Here is a 12,408-nt window from a genome sequence, read left to right on the forward strand (position 1 = left end):
CTTAGCATCTTCGGGGTTCGTTTTCCCAAAAAAATCTTATTAGCAAATCCCGATCGATATCATTTCCTCACTACAAACCTGTTAAAAATTAAAGTCAGCCACAACTTATCGATCGCTCTTATTCGGAGTTGCAAGTGCCACAGTTCCATAAACAGAAATTCCTGACTGTTCCAATATTTTAATTGCCGACTTAACCGTAGTACCGCTAGTGTAAATATCATCAACTAACAGCACTCGATCGCGCGGGAGGCGACGACGAAAATCTTTCCCCAAACCTAAAGCATTTTTCATTTCCGCTTGCCGCTGCTGTGGCGTCAGAGCGAATAAAGCCTGAGTATTTTTCACCCGCTCCAAACCGTGCCGCTGCAAAGGCAAACCAGTCACCTCGCAAAAACTTTCAGCCAAAAGTTCCGCCTGGTTAAAACCGCGCTCCTTGAGCTTTTCTTGATGCAGGGGAATCGGTACAACTGTTAAATTGTCTATAGCTAATTCCGGAAAACTCAGCCAAGCTTCTGCCAGCCAGCCGCCTAGAGGTTTCGCTAATTGCGGATTGCCGTCATATTTCAAAGCTGCGATCGCCCGTTTGAGAGCCCCGCGATACTCACCCCACACAAAAACACGCTGCTGTGAATTCCAAAATCGACCGGAATCGCTTAACTGACATCGCTGAAGTTGCTTGTGACAGTACAAACAAAACTCTCCGGCGGCTGGTCGCTGACAAAGAGGACAGTTAGACTTAAGAAATAGATTGAGAAAAGATTTGACTAATCCCGTCCATTGTCGCTTGTTCATCCTAAAATTGTCGTAAGTGATTAATGGGAAAAACTTTCAACTTCAATCAGTTTCCACGAACAGGCTCGCAGCGTGAAAAACCTCTACTGGTTAGACAAAATTAAACCTTCAGACCGAGATACAGTGGGAGAAAAAGCATTTTACTTGAGCTGTTTGCTCCAGAAAAATCATCCTGTTGTACCGGGTTTTGTCGTGCCGGCTACCACATTCTGGCAGTTTTTAGAGTCGATCGAGTGCCTAGAACCGCTGTTTGCTGACTGGCCACACTCTTCCCTGCACTTGAATGTCGATGAACCCAGACAACTGCAATCGATCGCCCGCAGCATCCGCCACCAAATCCTCGCCGGCAAACTGCCAGATTCACTGCTCTCCACCCTAGAGTCTGCTGTTAGTCAACTCAACTCACAGTCAAACTTAAACTCCACAGCCTTAATTTTTCGCCCTTCCCTGACTTCCTGGAACCCGAAAACAGTCGGCATTCTGGAATCTCAGGCAGTACGGGCAGAACCCGAAGCCATTGGGGCCGGACTCAAACGAGCTTGGGCAGAAATGTTCAGAGCCCGAAGTCTATTTTACTGGCAGCGGTGCGGCCTGCGGGTACAGCAAATCAATCCCGCAGTTTTGGTGCAGCCACTTCAAGAAGCGATCGCCGCGGGCGAGGTGAAAACAAAGGCGGGCGCACAGTGGGAAATCCAAGCCACCAGCGGTTTGGGATTGTCCCTCGCTAGGGGAGAAACCATCCCCGATTACTATCAAGTGCAGCCGGAAACAAGCGCGGTTAAATTCCAGCGGATCGGTTACAAAACATTAGCCTACAATCTCAAAGTCGGCGATGGTGAACCGAAAAAAAAACTGCTGCTGGGCAAGTTTGGTGCTTTTCCAATTCCCGATTCTCAATTTATAATTCCTGATTTTGCTGATTGTTGCGTGCAAGTTTTAGCGCTGGGAGAGGAAGCACAAACAGAATACGTTTTAGAGGAATCGCAACTGCAAGAAATCATTGAACTGAGTAAAAAAGCGATCGCAGAATTTGACTCAGATTTAATTTTAGAGTGGACGCTAAACCAGACAGCAAACAGCGGCGAACCGCAGTTTTATTTCACTCAAGTTCGTCTTGTGAAAGGGAAAAAAGTCGCGCCACTAAAGGAAAATTCGATCGCCCTCCCGCAGCCAAACTCGATCGCCCCAGCCCGAACTCCTGCCATACTCAGAGGTGTGGCAGCAGCATCAGGAAAAGCCGAAGCAATTGCCCAAGTTATGACTAATTCCCACCCAGAAAACGCGGAATTCTTAGCCGGAGGCATTTTAGTAGCCCGGACAATCGAGCCGAATTGGCTGCCTTGGCTGAAGGTTGCTGCTGGGGTGGTTGCGGAACAAGGAGGTATGACAGGTCACGGCGCCATTTTAGCGAGAGAATTGGGGATTCCCGCCGTTGTGGGAGTGACCGGGGCCACTCGGGCGATCGCCTCGGGCGATTCGGTGTTGGTAGACGGCGATAGCGGAGAAGTTTTTGCCCTCGCGCAACAGGATGCGATCCAGACAGCAGACAGCGGCCGACTTCGGGACACAGCAAAAAAGACAGATATATACAGTACAGCAGCGAAAATGTCAATAGCCAAGCACCAATCTTCTACCTCCGATCGATCGTCCAATTGGGCGCCTAAATCTCAACAATCTGAGTCTACTCAATATGTTTGGGGCCCACCAACGGCGACTCAACTGCTAGTTAATGTCAGCCAAACAAGTTCGATCGACCGCCTCAAAAATCTGCCAATAGACGGCATCGGATTGCTGCGATCGGAATTAATGGCATTAGAAGCTTTGGACTGTCAAAACCCCAAAACTTGGCTACAAGACGGCCGCCAATCGGAATTTGTCGATCGCATGGCGGATTGCCTCAGCTTATTTGCGGCTGCCGTTTCGCCGCGGCCAATATTTTATCGATCTCTCGATTTACGCGAGTCGGGCGACCACGGCAGTTTCAGTTATACCTTTGAACCGGAATTATTTGATTGGGAACTCTGCGTCCTTCAAAAAGTCTGCGAGTCAGGCCATACGAATGTTAATTTAATTTTGCCTTTCGTGCGATCGGTTGACGAGTTTATCTACTGCCGCCAGCGCTTAGAAACTGTTTGGAAAAACCGCTCAACCGACTTTCAGATGTGGATTATGGCGGAAGTTCCTTCGGTGTTATTTTTATTGCCAGATTACGTAAAAGCAGGAGTTCAAGGAATTTCCATCGGCACCAACGATTTAACCCAATTGCTGTTAGGAATTCACCGCCACTCCGACCAGGTAGCAGGTGCTTTCAACGGGCGCGATCGAGCAGTGATGAGGGCGATCGAACAATTAATCAAACAGGCCCGGGCCGCCGGCATTCCTTGCTCAATCTGCGGCGACGCTCCCGCATTGTATCCCGATACAGTTGAATCCTTCGTGCGGTGGGGAATTTCGTCTATTTCGGTCAATGTCGATGCTGCAGAACAAACTTTCAGGGCGATCGTCCGCGCCGAACAGCGCCTACTCCTAGAACTCGCTCGATCGATAATTAACAATTAACCACTTCCGGACGCACTTTGCCTGAGAAATCCGGTTTCTCATCTCAATCATACCTTTGGCAAGCAGCCACCCCCTCAGAAATCCGGTTTCTAGACAACCCGTGTCTCCCAGACTATTCACAACTACAGAAACCCAGTTTCTAATTATATAACAACCGCCCAGACGGTGAGGACATTTTTAATCGATCAAACCCTTGCTTTTATTGCTTCTTCCTTCTTCCTTCTTCCTTCTTCCTTCTTCCTTCTTCCTTCTTCCGACTTCCATCCGTTATATCCGTTACATCCGTCGAGCGAATCCCTTGCCGAACTTCCTTCTTCCTTCTTGCGCTATCAAAAGGTTTGATTTTAAAGCTAGGATAGAAATATCACCAACTCTTGACCCGAAGGTACCAACAGTGAAATCAAAAATTATTGCAACCGCAGCAATACTTGCCGCCCTGGGCTTTCTGCATCCCCATCCAGCATTATCTCAACCTGCAACTGACGGTGGCACCAAACCCGGATTCTGGCAACCTCAAGCGCAGGTTGACAATACTCGCAACATTACCCTCAGACTGTTAAATGAAACGGGATTAAACTTAGAATACGGTCCATCAGGTGCCAGCTTGTCATCCTTGCCCGTCGGAGCCAGCAAAAACATCGTTGTTCGCATCAGCAATCGCACCGGCGACATTGCCAATATTCCGATTAATGCCACAGGAGGAACCGCAACTTTGAAATACGACTATAACGTTGACTCGCAGACAAACATTGTGACGATTCGCATCACCAGATCAGACCCCCGCACTAGGCAAGACCGGTCAGTTTATATTGATGAAAAAGGGCGAGTTTACTCTTTCTAAGACTAACGCTCATCAACCCGGTTTCTCCTGATAAATTTTGCTTTTAGCAGCGAGGTATCGCGGAAGAAATCGGGTTTCTAGATTAGCGTGCATAAATTCAGTCTTTCTCAAACAGTTATGAATCAAGTGCAGCCCACAAAAAATCGATGTTTTTGTGCAGCGGATTTGACATTTCATCCCCAAAATCAACTGCTGCTTGCAATTGGGCCCTAGTGGCGCACTGGTGCATCAGGTGGGTTTCGAGAGGATGTCAACCGCCGCATCGCAGACTAATATCCGTCGTTTCTCTTGATACTTGCGCCTCGATTTCCCTCTTCTTTCGGTTTAGCTTTGTTCACTCGCAAGGGGCGCCCCATCCACTCTGCACCGTCTAATTCGGCAATTGCAGCGTCTTCTTGGGCATCCTCCATCATCTCAACAAATGCAAAACCGCGCATCCGACCGGTTTCCCTGTCGGTAGGCAAGACAACTCGCTTGACTGTGCCGTATTCTGCAAATACTGCTTTCAGGTCTTCTTCGGTGGCGCGGTAAGACAGATTTCCAATGTAGATAGTCATGTCGATCGAACTGAACTTGTTGTGCTATACATAATAACCTTTTAATTTAACTGTCAAGTGCTATCTAGCATACAACTGGGCGATCGACTCTGACTCAAAGGGTTTGCCACACTGAGCAACCCTTTGTACTGGCTGCAATAGTTAGCTTAATCAAAACTCATATCGTCACTCATCCGCAGGGCGAGTCAGGATATGAGTTTTGGGGCGGCGAGGAATCGCGCCCCTGAACAATACTTGATTTTAATTAGAGCACTGATGGGTGGACGACGAATCACAAAGCATCTTGGGAAACATAGCGACTAACAAGGTATAATATATTAAGTTGCTCTGGGCAACGATCGTTGATATAGCAGTTCTCAACTTTCGTGAGGTACTTCCCAGTTAATTACCAATTCCCTATTTCTTCAATTCTTTAATCTAAATTTGTACTTGATAATTGCTATACACATCTATATAGCCCTTTTAGAAAAGATACTTCAAACCTCCCCAGCCCTTTCATATAGGGGGATATCTCACCTTCAATACTTTGGCAAAATTGGGAATGGGAAATTGGAAATGGGGAATAGGGAAAATTTTGTCCCCATCTCCTTAATCGCTAGTTTAGGATATTAATTTTCTCAATTAAACTAAAGATGTAAGATTTAAAGCAGCTTTGTTAAGTGTTTGAGTGCCAATTCGACTTTGGGTAATACCGCTGGCTGTTTCCGTTGCTCCTTTATTCAGAACATTCATCGCATCTACCACTTGCTCAATAGCGATCGCCTGCTGTTTGGTATTCAGATAAATTTGCTGACTGCTCACAACTACACTGTTAATAGCATTAGCAACATTGTTAAAATTATCCGCCGTACCTTCAGTCAATTTTAGGCTATTATCTAAAGTTTTCTTTCCCTCATCTGTTACCATCACTGTTTTATTAATGGAATTCTTAATACCGTTGATCAAATCATTAATCTGATCCGACGATTTTTTGCTTTGATCTGCCAGTCTGCGAATTTCCGTCGCCACCACCCCAAACCCCTTTCCTTGTTCTCCGCTGCGTACTGCTTCCACTGTAGCGTTAATTGCCAGCATATTAGTTTGATTGGCCAAATCGCTGACTAAATTGGTAATATTAGCAATCTGATTGGTTTGCTGGCTCAAATGTAAAACTTGATCGGCGATCGCTCCGACTTTTTCAGTCAAACTCAACATTCCCTGCTGGGTTTTATGCACTACTTTACTGCCTTCTGCTGCCAAGTTTAAGACATTACTGGCATTCTCAAGAGCTGACTCGGCTTGCATAGCTGATTGCCTCGATGATGCGCCCAATTCATCCATGGTGGTAGTTGTTTGATTAACAGAAGCAGCTTGTTGTACAGCAATACGTTCCTGTTGCTCTATTGTCGCAGCGATCTCGGTAGAAGAACTGACAATCATATTAATAATACCTTTCACGGCCTTATCTAAAGGTTTGGCGATCGCTATGCTTAAAGCTATGCCTAGAATAATAGCTATTAGCGGTCCAAATGTCATACCTAACAATACAGCTACTTTAGTATTATTGCTATCATTGTATGCGGTTATATAAGCATCATCGGCTTGCTTTCTGTTGGCTTCAACCACTGCTAAAGTGGTCTTTTCTGAATTAATAAATTTAAAGCGAATTAATTTAGCTTGCTGCCTAAGTTTATTCAAAAGATTACTAGCTGTCTTGGCTGTTGCCATTTCTGGCGACTTACTTTTACCCTGATTAATTAGGTTTAGCTGCAAAGCCAAAGGATTCAAAATTCCCACTTTTTCAAATTCTTGATTAATTCGCAGGAATTCTCGATCTTCCTGCTCCCACTCCTCCCAATACTTAAGCATTTGTTGATAGAGTGCGTCTTCCTCTGAGGTACGTGGAGTGGCTTCGTATGCTTTAAACCCATCTTTAATTTGCTGCCAAGCCTTGTCCATTCTGTTTAAGGCATCTTGCCTTTCTTCTTGACTGAGTGCCGGATTAATTAGCGCTCTCTCTGATGACTCAATTTGGGTTTGTCCCTCGTTTATTTTCAATAAAGCTTCAATACTCGGTAAGTTATTGTTACCGAGAGTCTCTATGTGGTGACTGAGATTAGATGTTGAACTCCATCCTACCCAGGCAACGAAAAATACTAACAGTCCCATCATTAGAAATGCACTCACAAGTCTGGTTTGTAAATTCATTTGTCTTAACATACTATTTCTGCTTCCTTCTACTACAGTTATCCTCGCTGAACTCATGAACAGAGCTTGTATATTATAGCTTGTCTCAGGTAGAGCCAGTACCGATTAGGATTTTTATTTTGATATTTTACCTTATAAAATCAGTAATTACTTAATAAGTAACTCCTAAGCCTGAAAGTCGCTATCGATTTTGGTTGACGACGCAGTTACGGTAGCTTTTTGGTGGTCGTGATGCTGAATTCATTTTTATAAACCCCTTTAGTCTACAGGTTAAAACCTGGCTTTACACAAACCAAGCCTGCAGACGCTAACTCTAAAAAGTGGTAGGATTATAATTAAGTTAGGAGTACACAGATATAGGCTTTGTGACACAGATGAGGTATCATAGTGCTGACGTATTCATAACAGTAAAATAGAAGATAAATGAACTCTAATGCGCTTAATAGTCACAGCATCACCATAAGTGGAGGGGAAGTCCCCTCCACTCACAGCAGGTTTATTCGCCCATCGCAAATATCATAGATTACTAGCAATGAAAGCTGATTATATTGATTTTAAACAAAAAATTATCGACGTTTATCTTTAGGTAAGCAATTTCACAAAAATTCATAGCTAACTGTTTGGGAGAGTTCTCAGTTTTGTCAAAAAAAAGATTACTTAACCAGGGTTATAAAACCAAAAATATTTTTCGGCGAGCTAATTTATGCAATTATGTAAAATCAAGGCAGTACAACTAATAATTTTAGCGCAGCTTGTTGAAAATAAAAACAATTAAAATTTTGAATAACTTTCCTTTAAGTCTATCAATAAAAGGTTTAATGGCGATACCTAAAAGGAAAAAATGTGTAAAATATTTTCACAAACATTATACTACCTAATAGTCAACTTTTTTCTATAAGTTAAGTTAACTTAAGAAGGAACATAATACAATTACATTTAGAGCATTTTACAATCCGGTCACCTACATAAATTATAAAAAATGCTTTGGTAGTGATGGATAAGCATCGTACAAATAGGCAAAATAAGTAAATAAATTAGTCAAGAAAAAGGGCTAAAGTAATAATATACTTTTCGCCCCCTTCGCCCGATTTCTCACAAACCTGAGAAGTTATGGTTAAAACTTAAATATATTTTCAGTTTTATCAAAACAACACATTATCAATAATTAGGAAAGGCGATAGAGTTTGCATTCCGTCAACTTTCTCAGCAAAATATTTGGAACTGGTTTACATACTGCTGTTATTGTACTTCATCTATCTGAGAAAGGCTATACGGGAATCGAAAGTGTCTAAGTGTCTGTCCAGATTTTTTAGCGGACACAGAGAAATTCAGTCTAGCCAAGTGTGCAAATCCGGTAAGAGAAAAACGCGAAAAGCCAAACTGTGATGTTTGGAAGCCCACGCCATAACTGTAATCAGTTTGGCGTTGGGAGGATGTTACTGCTTTTCCTTAGTCGATCGAGATTGACTGAGGCCCCGTGCTTTTACCGTTGGTGGGTTCGGCTGGGGGAGTATTGTAGGAAGTTGAACCAGCTTGCTCGTCGATCCAGCTTTTAACGGGATCTTCGTGAAGGTTGAGTCGAAGCAGGCCAGATAAAAATCCGCCCGCGAAGGCGATCGGCTGTTCGATCAATTCTTTCGCCATTGGGATGAGTTCGTCGAGGAACATTCAAGAGTCTCCTTGTGCTGCAGGGGTTCTACCTTAACTGTATCGTTTGTACTGCGATGCTGGTAGCGGCCTACAAAAAACCCTGTTTCCAGCGCTGAAGATGCGCGATCGGGCAATTTTTCGGCTAATGACTTACAATGCTAATTAAATTGCTGTAAAAATTTTATGTGCCGTTTGCTTGGCTACCTCGGGGAGCCGATTTTACTCGATGCTATTCTGTACAAGCCGGAACATTCCCTAATTGTGCAGAGTTACGATCCCCGCGAAATGACTTCTGGCCTACTCAATGCTGACGGTTTTGGTATTGGTTGGTATCACCCGCACCTAGATACTGACCCGTTTACCTATAAAAATGTACAGCCAATTTGGAGCGACGTTAACCTTCCGAGTATCAGTCGATACGTCGAATCTGGATGCGCGATCGGATATGTTCGCAGTGCAACTTCAGGACAATCTGTAGATTTGAGCAACTGTCAGCCGTTTCAGAACGATCGCCTGCTGTTCGTACACAACGGCTTCGTGAAGAATTTTCGTCAAACTCTTTACAGACCAATTCGCGATCGACTTAGCGATACCATTTATCAATCAATTAACGGCACTACAGATTCCGAGCATATCTTCGGTTTGTTTGTCAATGAATTGACAGCAGCAAATCTGACTCTAGAAGCTGCTTTGCGAAACTCACTGAAAACTTTGGCAGAGCTAGCAAACTTTCACCAAGTAGAATTTTCAGCTAATATAATTATCAGCGACGGACACCAGCTCGTTGCCTCTCGCTTTGCTTCCCAAAAAACCCCTCCTTCCCTCTATTGGCTGCGAGACGATTTGAATTTCCCTAATTCTGTCATCATTGCTTCTGAACCTTTATTTGCTGGCAATTGGCACGAGTGTCCAGTCCAGAGCATTATCAGTACCGGAGTAGAGCGTGATATCGAAATCTATCCAATCTTGTAGAGAGGCAATTTATCGCGATTTGCAGCAGTGTCGCAACGGCACTTTCAAGCTATTTGCAGACATCGATTATGATACTTTTTGCCGCCAAGCTCATCCTGATTTCAGTCCAGTTGGCTGGCACTTAGGTCACATTGCTTATACGGAGGATTTGTGGCTGTTGCAACGATGTGCTGGCTTGGAACCAGTCTTTCCTCACTATCACCAACTGTTTGCTGCTGATATTTTGCCGAAAAAACAACGGGTTTTTCTGCCGACGTTACCTGAAGTTGAATTATATCTGGACGCGGTGAGACAAAAGGTGTTAGATTATTTGGAAGTAGCGCCGATCGACAAGCAAGAACGTCTCTGGCGGTTTATTATTCAGCACGAAAGCCAGCACTGCGAAACTGTTGCTTTCGTGTTGCAAATGCACAGGAAGAAGGAAGAAGGAAGTTCGGCAACGGATTTGGTAACGGATTTAACGGATTTCCGGGACGTAACTGATAGAAGGAATAAGAAAGAGGGAGGAGTAATTGCCGATTACCAATTACCAATTACCGATTCCCCGGCGATTGAAATTCCGGGCGGAGAATTTTACATGGGAAGCGATGCTGCTGAGGCTTTGGATAACGAGCGATCGCGCCACCTGTGTTATTTAGAAGCATACTCAATCGATCGCTATCCGGTCACTTGCTGTCAATACCGAGATTTCATGGAATCCGGCGGGTATCAAAACCCTGATTGGTGGTCAGCGGACGGCTGGAAATGGCTGCAAGGCGAAGCCGTCTCTCAACCGCTTTACTGGTCAGAAAATCCAGCTTTCAACAACCATCCAGTTTGCGGTGTCAGTTGGTACGAAGCCGAAGCTTACTGCAACTTTATCGGCAAGCGTTTGCCATCGGAAGCCGAATGGGAAAAAGCTGCGAGTTGGAATGCCACAAATCAAACATATCGCATCTATCCTTGGGGAGAAGAACCGCCAAACGGCAGCCTGTGCAATCACGGCAATAATATTGCCAATACCTCGCCAGTTGATGCCTTTCCCAAAGGAGCAAGCGCGATCGGCTGCTGGGATATGTTGGGGAATGTTTGGGAGTGGACTGCTTCAACCTTTGACGCCTATCCGGGATTTGAAAGTTACCCTTACAGGGGATATTCTCAAGTTTATTTTGATGGAGAACACCGGGTTTTGAAAGGGGGTAGTTGGGCTACTTTTCCGCAGGCACTGCGATCGACCTTTCGGAATTGGTACTATCCGGGCGTGCGGCAAATTATTGCTGGTTTTCGCTGCGCTAAGTAGTTCGCTATGTCATTATAACTACTATCACATTTGTTCATATTAAGGATTTGAGTCATCGGGCTTTTCAGATTAACAAATTCCTTAATACTTGTCTTATAAAGCTTATTTGACGAACATCAAATAAAGGGCTGGAGAGCGAATTGGGGACAAAACTGGTTTGTGAAATGCCCAACTTTTTTCCATGTAACAAGCTCAAGTAAAACAAGTTTTGTTAATTATTTAATAATTTTTGTAGACAAATTTTAAGTTTTAATTGTGGATGCGATCGCCATCCGGTGAGAAAATACAGAACAGAGATCGGTATGAAAAATCTGACTTGAGCGCGATATTTGGCAACGTGACTGCGTGCTATACCGATATGTGCATCTAAAAATTACTTTATGAAATCCCCAAGACTGTCCGACACGACAAACTCAGCCTCAACGAAAGAAAACCGACTGCACTTAGAGCGACTGGTGAGCGCTGCGGCACTGACACCCGCAGAAATCAATGCTGGCAGCGATGTAGTTAGCGGGTTGACTCAAACCCCCAAATCCCTGCCTCCCAAGTATTTCTACGACGATCGCGGCTCAAACCTGTTCGAGTTGATTTGCCAGTTGCCGGAATACTATTTGACGCGCACTGAGACGGCTATTTTGCAGCGGTGCGCGGGGGCGATCGCAAATTTAACGGGCCCCTGCGAAATTGTGGAACTCGGCAGCGGCAGTTCCACCAAAACTCGGATTCTCCTTGATGCTTACAGTCAACTGGAGTATCCCCTGCATTATTTGCCGATCGACATCAGTCCTAGTATCCTAGAAAGCAGCGCTTGTCAACTGTTGGCAGATTATCCGTCGCTCCAGATTCACGGACTTGTCAGCACCTACGAATTAGCCTTAGCTAAAATTGCACCGTCGCCGTTGCCAACCCGAATGATTTGCTTTCTCGGCAGTACCCTCGGCAATCTCAACGCTCAAGAATGCGATTTGTTCTTCTCGCAAATTGTCGGTGCATTGCAGCCGGGAGAGTATTTTTTGCTGGGAATTGACTTGGACAAATCTAAGGATATTTTAGAGCCTGCCTACGATGACAGTCAAGGAGTAACGGCAGCATTTAACTTGAATATGCTGCGACATTTAAATCGAAAATATGAGGGAAATTTTGATTTAGGACAGTTCGAGCATTGGGCTTTTTACAATCAAGAGGAATGTCAAATTGAAATGCACTTAAAAAGTAAAAAAGCGCAAACAGTTCAGTTGCGTTCTCTTAATTTAACGGTTGAATTTGCAGCGGGAGAAACTATCCGCAGCGAAATATCGCGCAAGTTTAATCTCCATACTGTAAAGACAGAACTTTCGCAGCGTGGTTTAATGCCGGTGCAAGTTTGGACAGATCCAAATCAGTGGTTTGGCTTGATGCTTTGTCAGATGTCAGATGTCAGTTGACAGTTGACAGTTGACAGTTGACAGTTGGCAGTTGGTAATTGCCAATTGCCAATTGTTATTTGTTATTTGTTATTTGTTTTGAATATCTCCCAATAATCAGTAACTACTGACTACTGACTGCTGACTAATAACGTTCGCGAGCGGGGA

Annotated in this window: 9 protein-coding genes; 5 read left to right on the forward strand and 4 right to left on the reverse strand. The window is 44.4% G+C overall.

Annotated elements, in window-relative coordinates:
- Window positions 1-105: 105 nt before the first annotated feature.
- Window positions 106-792, reverse strand: a complete 687-nt coding sequence (locus tag QUA53_RS13025) for a ComF family protein (protein ID WP_333096013.1) — start codon at window positions 790-792, stop codon at window positions 106-108.
- A 72-nt stretch (window positions 793-864) separates the two neighbouring features.
- Between QUA53_RS13025 and QUA53_RS13030 the strand changes: the two genes are divergently transcribed.
- Together QUA53_RS13030 and QUA53_RS13035 are read left to right on the forward strand one after the other, a co-directional pair.
- The gene (locus QUA53_RS13030) at window positions 865-3,351 is read left to right on the forward strand and encodes a putative PEP-binding protein (protein WP_333096012.1); all 2,487 of its coding nucleotides are present in this window, start codon (window positions 865-867) and stop codon (window positions 3,349-3,351) included.
- A 394-nt stretch (window positions 3,352-3,745) separates the two neighbouring features.
- Window positions 3,746-4,192 carry a hypothetical protein gene (locus QUA53_RS13035; protein WP_333096011.1) on the forward strand — a complete coding sequence of 149 codons (447 nt, stop codon included), beginning with the start codon at window positions 3,746-3,748 and terminating at the stop codon, window positions 4,190-4,192.
- A gap of 269 nt (window positions 4,193-4,461) precedes the next feature.
- Here the strand turns inward: QUA53_RS13035 and QUA53_RS13040 are convergent, their stop codons facing one another.
- From QUA53_RS13040 to QUA53_RS13050, 3 genes are all read right to left on the reverse strand, one after another.
- Window positions 4,462-4,749, reverse strand: a complete 288-nt coding sequence (locus tag QUA53_RS13040; protein WP_333096010.1) for an RNA-binding protein — start codon at window positions 4,747-4,749, stop codon at window positions 4,462-4,464.
- A 621-nt stretch (window positions 4,750-5,370) separates the two neighbouring features.
- Window positions 5,371-6,948, reverse strand: coding sequence for a methyl-accepting chemotaxis protein (locus QUA53_RS13045; RefSeq protein ID WP_333248886.1), 1,578 nt, complete (start codon window positions 6,946-6,948; stop codon window positions 5,371-5,373).
- 1,437 nt (window positions 6,949-8,385) lie between these two features.
- The gene (locus QUA53_RS13050; RefSeq protein WP_333096008.1) at window positions 8,386-8,604 is read right to left on the reverse strand and encodes a hypothetical protein; all 219 of its coding nucleotides are present in this window, start codon (window positions 8,602-8,604) and stop codon (window positions 8,386-8,388) included.
- A 165-nt stretch (window positions 8,605-8,769) separates the two neighbouring features.
- Here QUA53_RS13050 and egtC point away from each other — a divergent pair, with 165 nt between their 5' ends.
- The 3 genes from egtC to egtD all read left to right on the forward strand — a co-directional run bounded on the left by egtC (window position 8,770) and on the right by egtD (window position 12,261).
- Complete coding sequence (gene egtC, locus QUA53_RS13055) at window positions 8,770-9,558, forward strand: ergothioneine biosynthesis protein EgtC (protein WP_333096007.1); 789 nt, start codon at window positions 8,770-8,772, stop codon at window positions 9,556-9,558.
- A complete protein-coding gene (locus tag QUA53_RS13060) occupies window positions 9,530-10,837 on the forward strand; it encodes an ergothioneine biosynthesis protein EgtB (protein WP_333096006.1) in 1,308 nt (435 codons plus the stop codon). The genes egtC and QUA53_RS13060 overlap by 29 nt, the downstream gene beginning before the upstream one ends.
- A 380-nt stretch (window positions 10,838-11,217) precedes the next feature.
- The gene (egtD, locus tag QUA53_RS13065; protein WP_333096005.1) at window positions 11,218-12,261 is read left to right on the forward strand and encodes an L-histidine N(alpha)-methyltransferase; all 1,044 of its coding nucleotides are present in this window, start codon (window positions 11,218-11,220) and stop codon (window positions 12,259-12,261) included.
- Window positions 12,262-12,408: the final 147 nt, after the last annotated feature.

The sequence above is a fragment of the Microcoleus sp. Pol12B3 genome (assembly GCF_036701355.1).
Classification (GTDB): Bacteria; Cyanobacteriota; Cyanobacteriia; order Cyanobacteriales; family Microcoleaceae; genus Microcoleus.

Bases quoted from the DNA above. Each gene is read 5' to 3' on its own strand.
- QUA53_RS13025 (WP_333096013.1), bottom strand. From the start codon at position 792: ATGAACAAGCGACAATGGACGGGATTAGTCAAATCTTTTCTCAATCTA.
- QUA53_RS13040 (WP_333096010.1), bottom strand. From the start codon at position 4,749: ATGACTATCTACATTGGAAATCTGTCTTACCGCGCCACCGAAGAAGAC.
- QUA53_RS13045 (WP_333248886.1), bottom strand. From the start codon at position 6,948: ATGTTAAGACAAATGAATTTACAAACCAGACTTGTGAGTGCATTTCTA.
- QUA53_RS13050 (WP_333096008.1), bottom strand. From the start codon at position 8,604: ATGTTCCTCGACGAACTCATCCCAATGGCGAAAGAATTGATCGAACAG.
- egtC (WP_333096007.1), top strand. From the start codon at position 8,770: ATGTGCCGTTTGCTTGGCTACCTCGGGGAGCCGATTTTACTCGATGCT.
- egtD (WP_333096005.1), top strand. From the start codon at position 11,218: ATGAAATCCCCAAGACTGTCCGACACGACAAACTCAGCCTCAACGAAA.